Genomic DNA, 18,991 nt, shown 5'->3' with positions numbered 1-18,991 from the left:
CCGCCACACCCACCCTTCTACGGTGGGCGTGACGGACAGAGGCGGGAACGGGGGACTCGCTAGCCCGAGATGCCCTGTTGCCCGTCTTCCTCACGGCCGGTCAGCCGACGCCTGAAGGATCTGTCCTCCGCGGAGGTGACCTGGACGTCGTACCAGCCGTTTGCAGTGTCCCAGCCGATCTTCCTGCTCTGGCCCGGCTTGAGCTTCACCGTTTCCTTGCCGGCAACGTATTGCAACGACTCCAGTGAAACCGTCACGGTCGCATTGCCCGCGTTGCGCACTTCGATTTCCACGGCTTTCTTACCGCGGCGCCCCGTGACGGCGACGTCGACGCCGGAGGCCGCACCCGCCGTCGTGCCTTTCAGCTCGTACTGGTACCGGTTGGGTCCGGTGACAACGACGTCGAACGTTCCCGTGGCCAGCGGGAGTTCAACGGTCCGGCTGCCCGTGACATCCGCGTGCAGGGGTTCGGAGACTTCGCCCGCGTAACCGTAGACGGTGAAATGGGTGGAGCGCGTCCCGCTGTTTGCAAGGGCCAGGTTGATCTTCCCCCGCTGGACCGTGGCGGAAACCCGCGGCCGATACGGCAGCGGCCGGGCAGGCCGGGTGCCCGTTTCCTGGATCGGGGCAACCTGGACGGCAGGGGGATTCGGGTGCCAGCGGCTGATCTTGGCGGGCACCGGGGCGGGGTGGTCGAGGGTTGGGGGCGTGCCCGGGGAATCGAAGTTGAAGACACCGGTGAGGTCACCGCAGACCTCGCGCCGCCATGGCGAGATGTTGGGTTCCTCGACGCCGGTCCATAGCTCCAGGAATCTCAGGACGGACGTGTGGTCGAAGACCTCGGAGCTGACCACGCCGCCAATCGTCCAGGGGGAGACCACGGTCATGGGGACGCGCGGGCCCAGGCCGATAGGCCGTGCCGTGGTCCAGTCCGTGGATTCGCCGGAGGCCGGGCGCGGCTGGACGGGCGGCGGAACGTGGTCGAAGTAGCCGTCGTTCTCATCGAAGTTCAGGAAAATGGCCGTGCTGTCCCATGTCGCGGGATCGCTGGCAATGGTATCCAGCAGGCGGTACACGAAGTTGGCACTGCCCACGGGCGTGGAAGCTCCGGGGTGTTCGGAATCCGCCGCCGACGGGACGAGCCAGCTGACCTGTGGCAAGGTGCCGTTGGCGATGTCGTTGCTGAGGCGTTCAAGGAGGGTGTTGGGCCGCCCCCTCCACATGGCTTTGTCGAACAGCGACCTTTCGGCATCGGTCAGTGTGCTCCGGCCCGCTTCCAATTGGGCGAGAAGACGATCCTGCTCTGCAGGGTCCTTGCCGGCGAGGCTGTCGTAGAACTCTTCGGTGGTGCGCAGTTTGCCGTCTACGGAGGCCAGCATCTTCCTGCCAATTGCCTTGAATGTCTGGAAGTACTCCACGGCGTTGTCCGTGAAGTTGTCCCAGTCCTGGTAGATCCGCCACGGGATACCGGCCTGCTCCAGCCGCTCAGGGTAGGTGGTCCAGTCGTATCCGCCGTGGTCGTAGCCGTAGGCTGCGTTGGTGACGGCCCTCTTGCTGCTCCCGGGTTCGTTGCCCGTAGTGCCGCTCCAAAGGTAGGTGCGGTTCGGGTTGGTGGAACCGTTGACGGAGCAGTGGTAGGCGTCGCAGATGGTGAAGGTGTCAGCGAGTTCGTACTGCAGCGGGATGTCCTGGCGCTCGTAGAACGTCATGGTGGAGGCGCTTTTGGCGGGAATCCATTTGTCACACCAGCCGTTGTTCCAAGCCGTGGTGGTGCCGGCGAAGGAGTGGTCGAGGTCGCCAAGGTATTGGATGTCCGAGCCTGGCCGGCCGGCGAGTTCGGCGGCCTTGCGGAGGGAGAAGGGCAACACCGTCTCCCCGGTGGCGCGGGGCTGTTCGAACACGGACTTGCCGTTGGGCAGGCGGGTGACGGACTTGTCGGCGTAGCCGCGGACGCCGCGAAGGGCACCAAAGTAGTGGTCGAAGGAACGGTTTTCCTGCATCAGCACGATCACATGCTTGATGGACTGGAGGTTTCCTGGCGGAACGGGTTTGGCCATCGCCGCCTGGACGGACGGAGGCAGCAGGGATCCGGTCGCGGCCAGTGCCGTGGCTGCGGCAGCGGTGCCGAGGAAGCCGCGGCGGGACAGTCCGGCCGAGCCATCGGTTGAACGTTTCACCAAGTCAGGGGAGTGCGAGGACATCAAGGGGCCTTTCATGGTCAGGGTTGACCACGCCAGCTTAGGCACTCCAGATGAACCGATGATGAAACCGCGGCAAACCACCGGGGCGTGCCGGGACTCTGGCTTTCTTTAGAGAAGTCAGCTACTTTGGTGCACATGCCCCTCCGATCTGACTGGTCCGCCCGCACGTGCAGCCTCGCCCGCGGCCTGGATGTCCTCGGCGACCCATGGGGAAGCCTGGTCCTCCGCGAAATCTTCTTTGGAAACGGCCGCTTCGACGCCATCAAACGGCGGCTCGAGGTGGCAGACAATGTCCTGAGCAAACGCCTGGCCTGGTTGGTTGAATCCGGCTTGCTCGTCCAACGCCCGTACCAGGACGGAGCACGTACCCGCCAGGAATACGTCCTCACTCCCAAGGGCGAGGACGCGCTCCCTGTCCTGAACGCCATCATCATCTGGGCCGAAAAGCACCTGAACGCCCCCAACGAGGTCTCCCACATGCGAGTCATCCATACAGACTGTGGGCAAGCGACATCGTCGGCTGACACCTGCGCGCATTGCGGCGTCGCACTGACTGCCGCCAACACCAGCTGGCACAGTTTCAAGCGGAGCGACCATCCCCTTCCCCTCGCCGTGGCACCCCGCGAAAACCACGCTTCCGTCCTCACATCGGAGGTTCCCGCATGACCGCTCCCGACCTCACAGGAACCCCCGCCGGAACAAAAGGCGCTCCCTCGGGCAAACGACGACGCCTGCATCCGGCCTGGATCGTTGCCGCGGTAGCCTTTCTGGCGCTGGTTGGCGCGGCCGGGTTCCGGGCGGCACCAGGCGTGCTCATGGTCCCCCTCCAGCAGGAGTTCGGGTGGTCAACCACGGTGCTGTCCTTGGCCGTCAGCATCAACCTGGTCCTGTTCGGGTTGACCGCGCCCTTCGCCGCCGCGCTGATGGAACGGTTCGGCATCCGCAAAGTCACCTCGCTGGCCTTGTGCCTGATCGGTCTGGGCTCGGCACTGACGGTCTTCGTTAACCAGTCCTGGCAGATCCTGCTCACGTGGGGCGTCCTGATCGGGCTCGGCACGGGATCCATGGCATTGGTCTTCGCCGCGACAATTGCCAACACCTGGTTTGCAAAGAACCGTGGCCTGGTCATCGGGATCCTCACCGCGGGAAGCGCAGCCGGACAGCTGGTCTTCCTGCCATTCATCGCAGCGCTCGCCCAGAACCCCGGGTGGAGGGGTGCTTCCCTGCTCATTGCCGCGGGTGCCCTCGCCGTGGTTCCGCTGGTGCTGCGCTGGTTGCGGAACTCACCGGCCGACGTCGGGGTGTTGCCTTATGGCGCAGAAGAACCCAATGCGGAAGCCGCCGACGCCGTAGCCGCCGACGCCGGTACCACGCCGCCGCTGTCAGGCGCAGCCGGCGCTGTGGTTGCGTCGCCGGCAACGTCCGACTCCGCCAACGCTGCCGTCCGTGCCCTGCAGGTCCTCAAGCGTGCCAGTAAAGTCCGTACCTTCTGGGCGCTGGCGGCCGGGTTCGCTATCTGTGGAGCCACCACCAACGGGCTTATCGGCACACACTTCATTCCATCCGCCCACGATCACGGCATGCCGGAAACCACAGCGGCGGGCCTGTTGGCCGTCGTCGGAATTTTCGACATCGTGGGGACTATCGCCTCCGGCTGGCTCACCGACCGGTTCAACCCCAAGGTCCTGCTGGCCGTGTACTACCAATTCCGTGGGATCGGCCTGCTGGTGCTGCCGTTGCTGCTGGGCTCATCGGTGGAACCGAGCATGATCATCTTCGTGGTGGTCTACGGGCTCGACTGGGTTGCCACCGTGCCTCCCACAGCAGCGATTTGCCGGTCAGTGTTCGGCGCTGACGGCTCCGTGGTGTTCGGATGGGTATTCGCAGCCCATCAGCTCGGTGCCGCTGCCGCAGCACTGGCAGCCGGGTTCATTCGCGACGCCACCGGACACTACAACTACGCCTGGCTCGGCGCAGCCGCCATGTGCACCGTGGCGGCCGTCATCAGCGCCACCATCCGAAAGGACGCCGCCAAGAAAGTGCCAGCCGCGGTGGCTTGATGGCGTTTGTTGGGCCCGCTCTGCACGGTATTTCGGCCGGGGAAAGCGCAGAGCGGGCCTCGCAACTCGGGGCCGTTAGCCGCGGAATGCCCCGATCCCCGTGATGTGCTGCCCCAGGATGAGGGTGTGGACCTCGTCAGTGCCCTCGTAGGTCCGAACGGACTCCAGGTTGTTGGCGTGGCGCAAAGGGGAGTAGTCCAGCGTGACGCCGTTCCCGCCCAGGATGGTCCGTGCCTCCCGGGCGATCTTGATGGCCTCACGGACGTTGTTCAGCTTTCCGAGCGAAATTTGCTGCGGCTCCAGGTGACCGGCGTCCTTCAAACGGCCCAGGTGGAGGGCCAGGAGGGTGCCCTTCTGGATCTCCACCAGCATGTTCACCAGCTTTTCCTGCGTCAGTTGATATCCGGCCAAGGGGCGGCCGAACTGCAAACGTTCGCCCGCGTAGTCCAGGGCTGCCTCGTAGGAATCCCGTGCTGCACCCATCGCGCCCCACGCGATTCCGTAACGTGCCTCGTTCAGGCAAGTGAACGGCCCCCGCAACCCCGCAGCGCCCGGGAGGATCGCGTCCGCTCCCAGTCCCACGGCGTCGAACGTCACATCGCACTGGATCGAGGCGCGCATCGACAACTTTGGTTCGATCGGCGTAGCGGTCACTCCTGGGGTTCCCGCCGGGACCAGGAAACCGCGGATGCCGTCCTCGGTATTGGCCCACACCACCATGACGTCCGCGATCGAGGCGAGGCCAATCCAACGCTTGGCTCCGTCCAGGACCCAACCGTCGTTGGTCCGTCGGGCAAACGTGGTCATGGACGCCGGGTCCGAACCCGCCGTCGGCTCCGTCAGGGCGAAACAGCCGATCAGCTCGCCCGCCGCCATCCGCGGAAGCCATCGCTCTTTCTGCTCCTCGGAACCCCACTTATGGATGGCCGTCATGGCGAGGGAGCCCTGCACCGAGACAAAGGTGCGGATCCCGGAATCGCCGGCTTCCAGTTCCATCGCTGCCAAGCCATATTCGATCGCGGTCCTGCCGGGGCATCCATACCCCTCCAGGTGCATTCCCAGCACCCCAAGCTCACCCAGTTCAGGGGCAATTTCCCGGGGAAAGACGGCGTCCTCATACCAGCGGGCGATGTTCGGCCTGATCCGCTGCGCTGTGTAGTCCCGCACCCTGTCACGGAGGGCTACCTCGTCCGCCGTCAACAAGGAATCAAGCGCCAGGATGTCGGAGGGGTTCGTCGTTGAATCGCTCATTCCAGCATCCTAGGCGGCTACTCGCCGCGGACGATCCCAGCCTCGGCACGTTCGCCCGTGAAATACCCGCGGGTGGACGGCGCGAACCTGCACACAACGGCCAGCACCACGCCGAGGGCCAGGAGCAGGACGCCGCTGACGAACGCGCCACCGATGCCGAATATCCGGGTGTCGCCGTACGACGGATCCCACATCTGCACGGCCGAGATGAAGAACGCAGCGGTCAGGGACAGCGCGCCGAGCAACGGCAGGATGCCACGGAACCACAGGTTGCGGGCTGAGTCGCGCAGCGTGGAACGGAAGAACCAGACGCAGGAGAACCCGGTCAAGGCGTAGTAGAACGCGATGAAAAGGCTGATGGCGCTGATGGAATCGGAGAGCAGGTTCTGGCTGAGGAAGCTCATGGCTACGTAATAGACAACGGCCACCACGCCCATGACCTGCGTGGAGAAACCCGGCGTCTGGAAACGCTCGTGGATCTTGCCGAAACGCGGAGGGAGGGCTCCGTGAACACCCATGGACAGGGTTCCGCGGGCAGTCGGAAGGATGGTGGTCTGGGTGGAGGACAGGACGGAGGCCAGCACGGCAACAACGATCAACCAACCCCAGGGGCCCAGCACAACGTCCTTCATGGCCAGGAAGACGTCATCCTGGTTGGCTTCATTGCCCAGCCCGATGCCGTCCGTGCCGATGGTGGCGTACATCATGACCAGCAGCGCCACGGAAACGTAGATGGCCAGGAGGACGGTGGCTGAAATGACGGCGCCGCGGCCCGGGGTCTTCGCCGGGTTCTCGGTTTCTTCGTTGAGCGCCAAGCACGTGTCCCAGCCCCAATAAATGAACAGCGCCAGGAGAGCCCCGTGCACCACGGCGCCTGGGTCCGCGAAGGCCCCCGTGGGGTTGAACCATTCGATGTCGAAAGGCTGCCCTTCAGGCGCGCCGCCGGTGATCCTGAAGACGATGGCCACGGCGAAAATGCCCAAGGAAATGTACTGGATGTACGTCAGGGTGCGCTGGACGTGCTCGCCAAGCCGGATCCCGCGATGGTTCACGTACGTCATGAACACAATGAAAAGCACTCCCGTGGCCGTCACCAACCAGGTGTTGTCCGCCAGGGAACCGTCGCCCACCAGCAGCCAGAGATACTTGCCGGCGATTTGGGCCAGGTTGGCCAACACCACGATCCCGGCCAGGGCAACCCCCCAGCCGCCAAGCCATCCAGCCCACGGACCAAAGGCCTTGCGGGCCCAAAAGAACGTGGTGCCGCAGTCGGGCATGGCGCTGTTGAGTTCCCGGAAGGCATAGGCAATGAACAGAACCGGGATGAAGCCGAGGACCAGGATCAGTGGAGTGTAGTTGCCGTTGACAGCCACAATGAGCCCCAGCGTCGCGGCCAGCGAATACACGGGCGCGGTGGAGGCCAGGCCCAGCATGACGGAGTCGCCCAGGTCCAGGATTCCGGCGCGGAGGCCTTTGGAAGGCACGACGGCGGAACGGTCGCCGCCCGCCGTGCCGCCACCCGGCGTCGTAATTTCAGTGCTCATAGGGCAGCTCCGTAGGAAGTAGCAGGGGGCGCCACAGGCGCCGGGGCATCGATGGTGTTGGGCACGAAGCGGCAGAAGTAGTCCGTAATGGGGCCGTCCGATTCGCGGATGCCGCAGCCCACGGATTCACCATCCACTACCCACAGGCCCAGGACCGGGTGGTTGCCGTCGAAGTCGGGGAGGGAGTGGTACTGCTGGAAGCACCAGCCTTCCCTGCCGTAACCGCCAGGCTGCTGTATGTCGATGCCGGGGGCGTGGATGCGAATGTTGTCGCCCTCACGTCCATGCAACGGCTTGGCTACCCATTCCTTGAGCGGACCCGGGTCTCCCAGGTACGCGGGCAGCAGGTTCTCGTGGTTGGGGTAGAGGTGCCAGAGTGCTGCGAGCAGGGCTTTGTTGGACAGCAGCATCTTCCAGGCAGGCTCAACCCAGCGTGGATTGTGGGCACGCTGCAGCAGCCTTTGCCCAAAAGGCTCCTTCATCATGAGTTCCCACGGGTACAGCTTGAACATGGTGCTGATCATGAAGTTGTCCAGGTCCACGAAGCGGTTGAGGTTCGGGTCCCAGCCGATATCGGACATGTTGATGCCGATGGTGGTCCACCCGCCTTGGCTCGCGACGTCCCGCATGTAGGCGGCCGTCATCCAGTCTTCGCCTGACTCCTCAGCCTCGGAGTGGGCCACGTGCAGGGTGCTCATGCCGGTGCGGAACTGCAGCTTCTTCCACTGCCGGATCAGGGCCTCATGGATGCCGTTCCACTGGTCCTTTTCCGGGAAGACGTCCTGAAGCCAGAACCACTGGGCCACCGAAGCTTCGATCAACCCTGTGGGGGTATCGGCGTTGTACTCCAGCATCTTCGCTGGACCGCCCTTGCCGTCATAGATGAAGTCGAAGCGGCCATAGATGTCCATGTCCGCAGCCAGCAGGGAGTCACTGGCAAGCTCCAGCGCCTGTGGCCCGATCCCGATGTCGCCCATGGCGCCGGTAGCGAGGTATTTCGCCGCTTCCAAGCACATGATGTGCATGTCCTCGGCGGTCTTTTCCAGCGTTTCCACCTCGTCCATGGTGAATTCGTAGTACGCCGATTCGTTCCAGTATTCGATCTTGCGGCCATCGGGCATTGTGGTGGTGGAAAAAACCAGGCCCTGTTCTTCGATCTTCTTCTTCCAGTCCGGCCTCGGCACGGAGGGTAGTCGACGCATCCCTAGCCTCCCGAGCTTCCGCCGCTTTTGGAACTGCTGCCAAAGCCACCACGGCTCACTGTGCCGCCCTTGGTGCTGTACCCGGTGGACGACTTGGCGCCGGACGGCACGTTCTTGGTGTAACTCGGGTAGGCCGACCTGTTCTGCCCGACAGCCGGGACGCTGGCGCCCCGCGAGTAGAAGTACCAGGCGTAGACGCCCGAGCTGCGGCCCGCCGAGCTGCTGTTGTCGCACTGGTTGTCGTCGACGCGCTCGCCGGTTTCCTCGTTGAAGCAAACCTGGGCGTAGTCGGCTTCCTGCTCGTTGCTGGCCACGATCGCGGTAATGGTTCCGGCCAACAAGGCAGTCACGCCCAGGCCCACCACGACGGTGCGGCGCTGCGAGCGCTTCTTCTTCTTGGCTGCTTCCGCCGCGCCGCGTTCGCGTTCCTTGGCGAAAGGATCAATAACGGGCAGGGGCTGGCCGGGTTCAGGAGTTCCTGCCTGGTCCGGGGATGCCCCAGCAGGTACGGTTCGCTTCTTGCCCTTGCTGGTGGCTCGGGTCTTGTTCTGCTGTTCCTGGGCCGGTTCTTCAACGGGCGCGAACAGTTCGGGGTGGAGTTCGGGTTTGGGCACCTGCCAGGGCGGGGGCTTGGGCGGATTGTTGCCCGCTGCGAAATCGGGGTTGTTGTCCCCGCCGTTGCCGTTGGTGCCGGCAGCGTCAGGGTTGTCTTTTGGGCCCATGCGTATCCCCCTGGATAGACCGTGGAAGTGTCCGGCGCCACGCCGGACCAGAATGCTCAGAGCAAGCCTAGTACCTAAGCGCATCGCTGGCACCGGTGACAGTCCCACATGGGGACAACTGCCCACCAAGCAACCGTGTAAGGATGTAGCCATGGCGGCACCTGAGACACACGGCAACGGCGAGGACGGCGTACTGCTGCGGCTTCCATCGGTGCGGGGCATCGGCCAAGGTAGGGTCATCAGCGGGCTGGTCCTGGCACTATTGCTGCCTCCCGCCGTCGAACTTCTCGTCACGGTGCTGGGTTTCCGTAACTTTGCGATGATCATGCTCCTGCAACTGGCGGTTGCAGTGGCCGTGGCCGCGATCGGGGGCTTGTGGCCGGCTGTAGTGGCAGCTGTGCTGGGCAGCTTCCTGCTCAACTACTTCTCAGCGGACCCTGTGGGTTCGCTCTCCATCGCGGACCCCAGCACCCTGTTCACCGTGGTGGTCTTCCTTGCCGTGGCGTGTGGGGTAGGGCTTGCTGTGGGCCTGGCCACCCGGCGGGCGCAGGAAGCTGCGAGGTCGGGGGCGGAGGCCACGGCGCTCAGCGAGCTGGCCCTGCGGATCCTCAGCTCCGACGGCAGCCTGGAGTCGTTCCTTGAGAAGGTCCGTGGCAATCTGGGCATGGAGGCGGTGACACTGCTGGGGAGCCAGGGAATTACGGCGCAGGGTGCGGCACCGGAGTGGCGTGTCCTTGCCACTGCCGGCTCAGATGCACCGGTGACCCATGCCGCCGCAGACCATGCCGCCGTCGTCGATCCCCACTACACCCTGTTGCTGCGCGGCGGGCCGTTATCGCCGCAGCATCAGCGGATGCTTGCGGCCTTCGGCGCGTTCGTTGTCGCCGTGCGAGAGCGGCAGCAGCTGGTGCAGAGCCGGCGCGATAACGTGCGGTTGTCGGAGGGCAATAAGATGCGCACCTCCATCCTGCGCGCCGTGTCGCATGACCTGCGGACGCCGTTGGCCGGGATCAAATTGGCGGTCAGCAGCCTGCGCCAGGACGACGTGGATTTTCCGCCGGATGTGGAGCGGGAGCTGCTGGAGACTATTGAGGATTATGCGGACCGGCTGGACCACTTGGTGGACAACCTCCTGGACATGTCGCGCATCACTGCGGACGCCGTCAATCCGTTGCTGACCGGTACTGCGTGGGCCGACGTGCTGCCGGAAGCGGTGCAAGGCATTCCCCGGGACCGTCTCCGCAACGAACTGCCGCCCAACCTCCCACCGGTTCAGGCTGATACCGGCATGCTCGAACGCGTGGTGGCGAACATTGTGGAGAACGCTGTGAAGTATGCACCTGACTCGGACGTGGTGCTGAGGGCCTCGGCCGGTGCGGGGATCACCTTGGGGGAGCGGCCGGCCAGCGAGTTGCGGATTGTCGATCACGGGCAGGGGATAGGCCCACAGGAGGTCCTCACCATGTTCCAACCGTTCCAGCGGTTTGGAGATGCGCCCACACCGGGCCCTGCCGGTGGGATCGGGCTGGGGCTTGCGGTCGCCAAAGGATTCACCGAGGCCATGGGTGGAAGCCTCGCGGCGGAGCCGACGCCGGGTGGTGGACTGACGCTGGTGGTCACGCTGCCGCTGTGGACCGGGGAGCAGCTGTGACTTTGGTGCTGATCGTTGAGGACGAGGCGCGCATCGCACGCGCCATGCAGGTCACCCTCCAGGCCCACGGCTACCAGGCCCTGACCGTGGGAAACGGCGCCGATGCCTTGAATGCCGCGGCCAAGCAACCGGTCAAGATTGTGGTCCTGGACCTCGGCCTGCCTGACATGGACGGTGTGGAGGTCATTCGCCGTATCCGCGGCTGGAGCAACATGCCCATCATCGTGCTGTCCGCCCGGCACGCGTCCGAAGACAAGGTGGAAGCGCTCGACGCCGGTGCGGACGACTACGTGACCAAGCCTTTCGGTCTGGATGAGCTTCTTGCCCGGTTGCGCGTTGCCTCCCGCAGGGTAGTCACCGGAGAAGAAGAACCCACCCTGGCCACCGCCGACTTCGTAGTGGACCTGGCGGGCAAGAAGATCGTCCGGGATGGTGCGGACGTGCGGTTGACCCCCACCGAGTGGAACATTCTGGAGTTGCTGGTCCGCAACAAAGGGAAACTGGTGAGCCAACAACAGATCCTCACCCAGGTTTGGGGCCAGGCGTACGCCAAGGAAACCCAATACCTCAGGGTGTATATCGCCCAGCTCCGGCGGAAACTGGAGAGGGATCCTGCGGAGCCACGCCACCTCCACACGGAAGCGGGCATGGGCTACCGTTTCGATCCCTAGTTCGGTGTGGGCATCCGTACACTGTTGTCCATGAACACCGCTTCCCTCCTGGCCGTCTGCCGTGTCCACCAGTTGCTGCCCGATCCCGGCAACGTGGGCGTCACCGCCATTGACAAGCGTCCCGTTGAAGGGCCGGTCAAGGTACACAAACTCGGGCTCCATGGTGATGTGCAGGCGGACCGGGCCAACCACGGCGGAGAGGACCAGGCACTGTACGCCTATTCGCAGGAGGACGCTGACTACTGGTCGGCGGAGCTGGGACGGGAGCTCGCACCAGGTTTCTTCGGCGAGAACCTGCGCGTCACCGGAATCGAAACCACGGGCGCGGTGATCGGCGAACGCTGGAGGATCGGTCTGGACGTGGAACTGGAAGTGACCTCGCCTCGGGTTCCCTGCGCCACCTTCCAACGGGCAGTCGACGAGCCACAGTGGGTGAAGAGGTTCACGCAGGCCGGCAGGGTTGGCAACTACCTCAGGGTGATCCGGGCCGGCACCATCTCGGCAGGGGACCACATCCACCGCACGTTCGTTCCGAAGCACGGTGTCACCGTGGGCCAGTGGTTCAGTGAACCCACCCCGGAGCTCATCCAGGCCCTTTTGGATGCCGAGGCAGACGGGGAGATCCGGCTGCAGGACGAATATCACGCGAAGTTCGAAAAGGTCCTGCGCCGCAGCGGCCTCTGAAACCGGCTTTGCGGGCCTGCGTTCACTACCCGGCCGGGAGAATGTGAACAAGCTCACCGGACTTCGGGTCGCGGACCTTACGTCCTGTGCCCTACACTTGAAATATCCCCCACTCCGGAAATCCCTTTATCCTGCCCAATTCTTGAGGCAGGACTGGTAAGTGTTGGGGCCCGCAACTGTGTGCGGGCATTTTCATAGGGAGAGCCGGCTAAAGAAAACGCTGTACAGACTGCTGGGATAGCAGCCAAGAGATGCAGCGGGAAGTCCTGCCATGGGATTGCGATAGCGCCGGACTTCTTGCGAAAGCAGGGCACCTTTTCCCTGTCTCTTCGCGACGAGTACTGCGGCCAGCCCAACCGGGTCGCGCCGATGCCCTATGGATGAGGAATTTCCCCTTATGACCGAAAATCTCAACGAAGACTTCGACGCCCAGAACACCGTCTCCGCAGAAGCCGAGACCACCGCTCCCGCCGAAGCCGAAGCACCGGCTGCTGCCGCTGCCCCCGTCGAGACCGCTGCAGCCGAGACTGCAGCCCCCGCCTCCACCGACGCTCCCGCCCCCAAGGCTGAGGACGACGAAGAAGGCGTCCGCTTTGCCGAGCTCGGCATCGATGGCCGCGTTCTGGCCGCACTCCAGGATGTTGGCTACGAAAAGCCGTCTCCCATCCAGGCCGCCACCATTCCGCTGCTCCTTGAGGGCCGCGACGTCGTGGGCCTGGCCCAGACCGGTACGGGCAAGACCGCAGCGTTCGCTGTTCCTGCCCTGTCCCGCCTGGCAGAGCTCCACGATCTCAACGGCCCCTCCCGCAAGACCCAGGCCCTGGTCCTGGCTCCCACGCGTGAACTGGCCCTTCAGGTTGCCGAGGCCTTCACCTCCTACGCCAAGCACATCGATGACTTCACCGTTCTCCCGGTATACGGTGGCTCGGCATACGGTCCGCAGCTTGCCGGCCTTCGCCGTGGCGCACAGGTTGTTGTCGGTACCCCCGGCCGCGTGATCGACCACATCGCCAAGGGTTCCCTGGACCTGTCCGAACTCCAGTACCTCGTGCTGGACGAAGCTGACGAGATGCTGCGCATGGGCTTCGCCGATGACGTGGAGCAGATCTTCCAGCAGACCCCCGAGGACCGCCAGGTTGCCCTGTTCTCTGCCACCATGCCGGGCCAGATCCGCCGCATGTCCAAGCAGTACCTGAACAACCCGGCTGAGATTTCGGTGAAGTCCAAGACCACCACCGGTGCCAACACCCGCCAGCGTTACCTGCAGGTCATGGGCCCGCACAAGCTGGACGCACTCACCCGCATCCTCGAAGTTGAAGAGTTCGACGGCGTTATTGCCTTCGTGCGCACCAAGATGGCTACCGAGGACCTCGCCGACAAGCTGAAGTCCCGCGGGTTCCAGGCTGCCGCCATCAACGGCGATATCCCGCAGCAGCAGCGTGAGCGCACTGTTGACGCGCTGAAAGAAGGCCGCATCGATATCCTCGTGGCCACCGACGTCGCGGCCCGTGGCCTTGACGTTGAGCGCATCAGCCACGTGATCAACTACGACATCCCGCACGACACCGAGTCCTACGTGCACCGCATTGGACGCACGGGCCGTGCAGGCCGTTCCGGTGACGCGATCCTGTTCATGACGCCGCGAGAGAAGTACTTGCTGCGTTCCATCGAGAAGGCCACGCGCCAGCCGGTGGAGCAGATGCACCTGCCCGCCGCCGAGACCGTGAACACGCTGCGCCTTGGCAAGTTCGCCGAGCGCATCACCGAGACCCTGGCGTCCGAGGATGTTGCAGCATTCCGCGACCTCATCTCCTCCTACGAGGAAGAGCACAACGTGCCGGCCTCGGAGATTGCCGCAGCCCTGGCCGTCATGGCCCAGGGTGGTCAGCCCCTCCTGGTCAAGGAACTGCCTGCAGCTCCTGAGTACCAGAAGCGTGAGCGCTCCAAGGACGGCTTCGGTTCCCGCGGCCCGACCCGTGCACTCACCGAGGGCAATGCAACCTACCGGATCGCCGTCGGACGCCGCCAGCGCGTCATGCCGGGGTCGATCGTGGGCGCCATTGCCAACGAGGGCGGCATTTCCTCCGCACAGATCGGTGGCATCGACATCCGCTCGGACCACTCCCTGGTGGAGCTCCCGGCAGACCTCAGCCCCGAGCAGCTGCGCGCACTGTCCCGCACCCGCATTGGTGGCGAACTGATCCACCTTGAGCTGGACAACGGCCGCAGGCCCAACAGCGAACGTGGCGGCTCCGGCGGTGGACGTGGTGGCTACGGCGACCGCGAAAACCGTGGTGGCGGCAACTTCAAGGGCAACGGCGGCTTCAAGAAGGACTTCCGCAAGAACGACGGCGAGCGTACCTCCGCTGACCGTGGCGGACGCTCCTACAGCGACCGTTCCGAGCGCACCGCAGGCAGCTTCGGCGACCGCGACCGCGGCCAGGCCAGCGGCTCCCGCTTCGGTGGTCACGGCGACGGCGCACGCAAGCCCCGCAGTGGCGGCGAAGGCGGACACCGCGACTTCAACCGTAAGGGCAAGTGGTAAACACGGCCCGGTGGTAATCACCGCTTGGCGGTGACCACTCAGTAGTTCCCTCAGGGGGTCGGCTTTCGAGCCGGCCCCCTGTTGCGTTTAAGCACTGTCCCGGGATTGTTGGCCGGGCCCGCCCTTGTACGCCGGCTGTTTCGTACGAGACCGGGTTACGGTGCGCGGGCGAGAAGGCGGCCAGGCAGGCGGAGGCAGACACCGACAGCGCCAGGCAGCCGCAGGAAGCCCAGGAGGGCGCCCCTGAGGGCTCCGCTGGGCTCTCCCCGGGTGCCGGCAGGGTCACCGAGGTGGTGGTTGAGCACGGGGACACCATGAGTGGGATTGCGGCCCAGTTTGGTGTGGACCTCGGTGCCCTGATTGCAAGCAACGCGGACACCGTGCCAAATTCCGATTTTCTCTACCCCGGCCAGGTGCTCCGCTTGCCCTGATCTTCTCCATTCGGAGATCAACTCCGGGGCACTTTTGCAAATTGTGTCGCGGCGGTTTTTCCGCGTCGTTTCGCCGATTTGTAGCTTCTGAAAACGTCCGGTAGAGTATTTACTCGTTGCCCCCCTAGCTCAGTGGTAGAGCGCGTTCTTGGTAAGAACGAGGTCACCGGATCGATTCCGGTGGGGGGCTCTGAATGAGGGCCTGTGTCAGGGCGGTTTTGACCGGCTTGACACAGGTTTTTCTCATTCGTGGCGGTGTAGCTCAGTTGGTTAGAGCGCACGACTCATAATCGTGAGGTCGGGAGATCGAGCCTCCCCACCGCTACAGAGCAAGACCCCGCAGAATTCACCTGCGGGGTCTTTTTTCGTTTCCTGGGACAGAATGGGTCCATGAGCCGAATCGCAATCATTGGCGGCCACGGCAAAGTGGCCCTGCATCTGTCCAAAATCCTCAGTGGCGAAGGTCACGATGTCACGTCCTTCATCCGAAATCCCGACCATGTGTCCGATGTCACGGAAACGGGAGCCTCTGCTGAGGTGCTGGATGTGGAGAACTCGACGACGGCGGAACTCGCCCAGGCGCTCAGCGGCCACGACGCCGTGGTCTGGTCGGCCGGAGCTGGCGGGGGCAACCCGGACAGGACCTATGCGGTGGACCGGGACGCCGCGATCCGCTCCATGGATGCTGCGGGGCAAGCCGGCGTTTCACGATATGTGATGGTCTCCTATCTTGGGGCCGCCAAGGACCACGGCGTGCCACCGGACAATCCTTTCTTCGCCTACGCCGAGGCCAAGGCTGCCGCCGACGATTACCTGCGGAGCACAGACCTGGACTGGACTGTCCTGGGTCCGGGCACGCTGACGGATGAGCCGGCCACGGGGTTGATCGAAACGGACCCCCGCAACACAGCAGACGGGACCCAAACGTCACGGGCGAACGTTGCGCTGGTGGCCGCTGCCGTCCTGGAACTACCGGGGACAGCCCACCGGACGATCCCCTTCAAAGACGGCACCGAAGACGTGGTGGACGCCCTGACCAAGGACTGACTGCTCCTGACCGGGGGATGACCCGGGATATGTTGGTAGGGAACTTTTTCGGCAATGCCGGGAAGGGCCGTACAACATCTGGGGAAGCAGGGTTATGGATCAGTTGGCGCTCATTATCGGGCTGCTGCTTGCGACGGTGGTGGCTGTGGGCCTTGGCGACCGGCTGCGCCTTCCGTATCCGGTGCTGATGCTGCTGCTCGCTGTAGCACTGACGTTCATTCCGGGCTTTCCCGAGTTTGAGATCTCGCCGGACCTGATCCTGCCGATCTTCCTCCCGCCACTGCTGTTCGCCACGGCGCAGAAGAGTTCCTGGGCAGTCTTCCGCGTGCGCTGGCGGACACTGCTGCTCATGGCTGTGGCCCTGGTGGTGGTGTCCACTGCCACGGTAGCCGGCGCCGCGTGGCTGATGATTCCCGGCATCGGCATACCTGCCGCCATAGCCTTGGGCGCCATGGTGGCACCCCCGGACCCTGTAGCCGTGGAATCCGTTGCCGGACGCGTCCATATGCCGCGGCGGCTCATCACAGTCCTCCAAAGTGAAGGCCTGTTCAACGATGCTGCGGCAATCGTGATCTTCCAGGCCGCAGTGGCGGCAACGGTCTCAGGCAGTGACGTGGGGCCGAACGTGATACTTCAGTTCGTCGTGGGCGCGGCCTTGGCCATCCTCATCGGCATCGCGATGGGCTGGGTGACCAAGGTCATCACCAAGCTTGTTACCTCCATGGTGGCCAGAAGCGCTGTCACCCTTGTTGTGCCTTTCGCCGCGTACATCCTCGCGGAAGAGCTGCACGCCTCAGGCGTGGTGGCCGTCGTCGTAACCGCCTTGGAACTGCAACGCCATACGCGACCCCAGGACGCTGCCGAACGGATCACCCGGACGGCTTTCTGGGACGTGGTGGAACTGCTCGCCACGGGGTTGGCCTTCGGCCTGGTGGGCCTCGAAATCCGTCACGTCATCCGGGATGAGGGGACGGCCATTTTCGGGATGATCGGCATGGCCGTGGTGATCTGCGTCCTGGTCTTCGTGGTGCGCTTCCTCTGGCTGGGCCTGCTCTCCCTGACAGCCCGACGGCGGCGTAACCTCCTGCCGACGTCCCCCAAGGAGGTGCTGATCCTGACGTGGTGCGGTATGCGTGGGCTGGCAACGCTGGCCTTGGCTCTGGCGCTCCCCATGACTTTGCCCGATGGCAGCGATTTCCCGGCCCGGCACGAGATCCTGGTCATTGCGTGCGCCGTCCTCCTGGCCACTTTGGTCCTCCCCGGTTTGACGTTGCCGTGGCTGATGCGGGTCCTGAAGGCCACCGAGGATGGCTCGCACGAACAGGACGCAGCGCGGGTCCTGGCACGGCGTGCCCAGTCGGCGGCCGTTGCGGCGCTGAAGGAACACGACCTCATGAAGGAATTGCCTGCTGAGAAGGTGGCCTTGGTCAAGGAGAAGATGCGCCGGCTTCACGCCGAGCTGCTGGATGGCACGTTGCAGAACGAGACCACGGCCGAGAAGCGCAAACGCGGGCGGGAACTGTCAATCGCCGTTCAGACGATCGCGCTGGACGCCGCCCGACAGGAAGTGGTCTCAGCGCGTAACGAGCCCGGGACCGACCCGGAGGTGGCTGACAGGGTGCTGCGGCAATTGGACCTCCGGACCATGTCGATGCCCGACTAAGTCCCGGGCAAGCCTAGGCTCTGTTCAACGACGCAGGGGAGAGGTCCAGGGCATTCTCTTCCACGTAGTCCAGTGCGTGACGAACCGCTCCGAGAGACACGATGCCATCGCCCAGGGTGGAGCTGGCAAGTCGTGGGGGAGTGAAGGTGAACTCCGGCAACTGCTGTTCGATGGCGGGAATCAGGGCGTTGGCGGACGCTGCGACACCGCCCGCGATCACTACCAGTTCGGGATTCACCAGGGTGCTGATCGAGCCGATGACCCGGGCCATTCGATGTGCCAAACGGTCCAGGGCGCTTTGCGCGGCCGGGTCGCCGTCGGCTGCCGCTGCAAAGACCATCTCTGCGGTCAGGGCTGATGGGTCACCTCCACACAGGCCGCCGAGCGCCGAGGCAGCGTCGTTTTTGAGGGCTTCGCGGCCCCACAAGGCAGCGTAGTGGGCAATTCCGTAGGTGTCGCCGACGCCGTCGACGTTGTCGAGGTAGCCGAGCTCGCCGAAGCCGCCCAGTTGGCCGTGGAGCAGGCGTCCTGACTCGAGGATGCCCGAGCCCAGGCGGTCACCGGCCAGCATGACCACCAGGTTGTCCACTCCCTGGGCTGTTCCCTGCCACCGTTCGGCCAGGGCCGCAAGGTTAGCGTCGTTTTCGAGGAGCACATGCCAGCCATGCCGCTCGGAAACTATTCGGCGCACATCGAACGAGCGCCAGAATTCCTGGACCGTGGGCACTTCGCCTTGGCGGTTGACGGGGGCAGCTACGCCGACGGATACGGCGAGGACGGAGTTGGCCGTGATGCCGGCCTTGTGCATGGCATCTGCAGCGATGCGGTCCAGGACGTCGGCCCGTTCATCGGCGGCCACGTTGTCGGTCCGGAAGGGCATGGTGACCTGGGACAGGGGGGTGCCGGCCATGTCCGCCGCGATGGTGGTGATCTTGGTGGCACCGATGTCTATGCCCAGGACGTGGGCCGCACTGTTGTCGAAGACGAAGCGGCGGGCCGGGCGGCCCTTCACGTAATCTCCGGCCACCCGTTGATTTTCCAGTTCCTGGAGCCATCCCAGCCGGACCAGTTCATCGCAGATCGAGATGACGGTGGCACGCGACAGTTCGGTGGAGGCCATCAGTTCGGTGCCTGTAACGACTCCCGCGCCGCGCATTGCCTTGAGCATTGCGCTGGCGTTAACCCGGCGGACCAGCTGCGTTGACGGTGCGGTACCGGTCAGCATGCGCTTCCTCACTTTCCCGACCGCCTGCAGGAACTGAGACAGCGGCCTCTCTAAATTTAGTTCATAAATTTAGATCCCGACACATTTCGCCGAA

Annotated in this window: 16 protein-coding genes and 2 tRNA genes; 11 read left to right on the top strand and 7 right to left on the bottom strand. The window is 64.4% G+C overall.

The features are described from left to right. Positions 1-59 precede the first annotated feature (59 nt). Positions 60-2,177, bottom strand: coding sequence for a phosphocholine-specific phospholipase C (locus ABHM97_RS13940; RefSeq protein WP_349471172.1), 2,118 nt, complete (start codon positions 2,175-2,177; stop codon positions 60-62). Between the two features lie 159 nt (positions 2,178-2,336). Between ABHM97_RS13940 and ABHM97_RS13935 the strand changes: the two genes are divergently transcribed. Next, on the top strand, positions 2,337-2,867 hold the full coding sequence (locus tag ABHM97_RS13935) for a winged helix-turn-helix transcriptional regulator (protein ID WP_349471171.1): 531 nt from the start codon (positions 2,337-2,339) through the stop codon (positions 2,865-2,867). Beyond that, positions 2,864-4,261, top strand: a complete 1,398-nt coding sequence (locus ABHM97_RS13930) for an MFS transporter (protein WP_349471170.1) — start codon at positions 2,864-2,866, stop codon at positions 4,259-4,261. Before ABHM97_RS13935 ends, ABHM97_RS13930 begins: the two co-directional genes overlap by 4 nt. Positions 4,262-4,336: 75 nt before the next feature. On the opposite strand, the gene ABHM97_RS13925 is transcribed toward ABHM97_RS13930, so the two are convergent. The 4 genes from ABHM97_RS13925 to ABHM97_RS13910 are packed head-to-tail and all read right to left on the bottom strand — an operon-like array spanning position 4,337 to position 8,980. Continuing rightward, positions 4,337-5,512: an acyl-CoA dehydrogenase family protein gene (locus tag ABHM97_RS13925; RefSeq protein ID WP_349471169.1), complete on the bottom strand. Its 1,176-nt coding sequence runs from the start codon at positions 5,510-5,512 to the stop codon at positions 4,337-4,339. Positions 5,513-5,529: 17 nt separating this feature from the next. After that, positions 5,530-7,056: an APC family permease gene (locus tag ABHM97_RS13920; protein ID WP_349471168.1), complete on the bottom strand. Its 1,527-nt coding sequence runs from the start codon at positions 7,054-7,056 to the stop codon at positions 5,530-5,532. Next, positions 7,053-8,258 carry a glutathionylspermidine synthase family protein gene (locus tag ABHM97_RS13915; RefSeq protein WP_284986435.1) on the bottom strand — a complete coding sequence of 402 codons (1,206 nt, stop codon included), beginning with the start codon at positions 8,256-8,258 and terminating at the stop codon, positions 7,053-7,055. Before ABHM97_RS13915 ends, ABHM97_RS13920 begins: the two co-directional genes overlap by 4 nt. A 2-nt stretch (positions 8,259-8,260) precedes the next feature. Further along, positions 8,261-8,980, bottom strand: coding sequence for a Tat pathway signal protein (locus ABHM97_RS13910; RefSeq protein WP_349471167.1), 720 nt, complete (start codon positions 8,978-8,980; stop codon positions 8,261-8,263). Between the two features lie 151 nt (positions 8,981-9,131). Between ABHM97_RS13910 and ABHM97_RS13905 the strand changes: the two genes are divergently transcribed. The 4 genes from ABHM97_RS13905 to ABHM97_RS13890 all read left to right on the top strand — a co-directional run bounded on the left by ABHM97_RS13905 (position 9,132) and on the right by ABHM97_RS13890 (position 14,531). After that, entirely contained in the window at positions 9,132-10,631 is a 1,500-nt protein-coding gene (locus ABHM97_RS13905; RefSeq protein ID WP_349471166.1) for a sensor histidine kinase, read from the top strand. Then, positions 10,628-11,302, top strand: coding sequence for a response regulator (locus tag ABHM97_RS13900; RefSeq protein WP_235517183.1), 675 nt, complete (start codon positions 10,628-10,630; stop codon positions 11,300-11,302). The genes ABHM97_RS13905 and ABHM97_RS13900 overlap by 4 nt, the downstream gene beginning before the upstream one ends. Positions 11,303-11,332: 30 nt before the next feature. Beyond that, on the top strand, positions 11,333-11,986 hold the full coding sequence (locus ABHM97_RS13895; protein ID WP_235517182.1) for an MOSC domain-containing protein: 654 nt from the start codon (positions 11,333-11,335) through the stop codon (positions 11,984-11,986). A 397-nt stretch (positions 11,987-12,383) separates the two neighbouring features. Next, the gene (locus ABHM97_RS13890; protein WP_349471165.1) at positions 12,384-14,531 is read left to right on the top strand and encodes a DEAD/DEAH box helicase; all 2,148 of its coding nucleotides are present in this window, start codon (positions 12,384-12,386) and stop codon (positions 14,529-14,531) included. Between the two features lie 155 nt (positions 14,532-14,686). On the opposite strand, the gene ABHM97_RS13885 is transcribed toward ABHM97_RS13890, so the two are convergent. Then, complete coding sequence (locus ABHM97_RS13885) at positions 14,687-14,836, bottom strand: hypothetical protein (RefSeq protein WP_349471164.1); 150 nt, start codon at positions 14,834-14,836, stop codon at positions 14,687-14,689. Positions 14,837-14,845: 9 nt separating this feature from the next. Between ABHM97_RS13885 and ABHM97_RS13880 the strand changes: the two genes are divergently transcribed. The 5 genes from ABHM97_RS13880 (at position 14,846) to ABHM97_RS13860 (ending at position 17,672) form a co-directional block, all read left to right on the top strand. Further along, complete coding sequence (locus ABHM97_RS13880) at positions 14,846-14,962, top strand: LysM peptidoglycan-binding domain-containing protein (RefSeq protein ID WP_349471163.1); 117 nt, start codon at positions 14,846-14,848, stop codon at positions 14,960-14,962. Positions 14,963-15,080: 118 nt separating this feature from the next. After that, a tRNA-Thr gene (locus ABHM97_RS13875) sits at positions 15,081-15,152 on the top strand. Between the two features lie 61 nt (positions 15,153-15,213). Beyond that, a tRNA-Met gene (locus tag ABHM97_RS13870) sits at positions 15,214-15,287 on the top strand. A 65-nt stretch (positions 15,288-15,352) separates the two neighbouring features. Continuing rightward, on the top strand, positions 15,353-16,009 hold the full coding sequence (locus tag ABHM97_RS13865; protein WP_349471162.1) for an SDR family oxidoreductase: 657 nt from the start codon (positions 15,353-15,355) through the stop codon (positions 16,007-16,009). Positions 16,010-16,103: 94 nt separating this feature from the next. Next, complete coding sequence (locus ABHM97_RS13860; RefSeq protein WP_235517177.1) at positions 16,104-17,672, top strand: Na+/H+ antiporter; 1,569 nt, start codon at positions 16,104-16,106, stop codon at positions 17,670-17,672. A gap of 13 nt (positions 17,673-17,685) precedes the next feature. Here ABHM97_RS13860 and ABHM97_RS13855 read toward each other — a convergent pair whose 3' ends face one another. Then, entirely contained in the window at positions 17,686-18,897 is a 1,212-nt protein-coding gene (locus ABHM97_RS13855) for an ROK family protein (protein ID WP_349471161.1), read from the bottom strand. Between the last annotated feature and the right edge of the window lie 94 nt (positions 18,898-18,991).

Source organism: Paenarthrobacter sp. CAP02, from assembly GCF_040137855.1.
Taxonomy (GTDB): Bacteria; Actinomycetota; Actinomycetes; order Actinomycetales; family Micrococcaceae; genus Arthrobacter.
The sequence above is the reverse complement of the archived record's forward strand: the minus strand, read 5'-3'. Positions and strand labels throughout refer to the sequence as shown.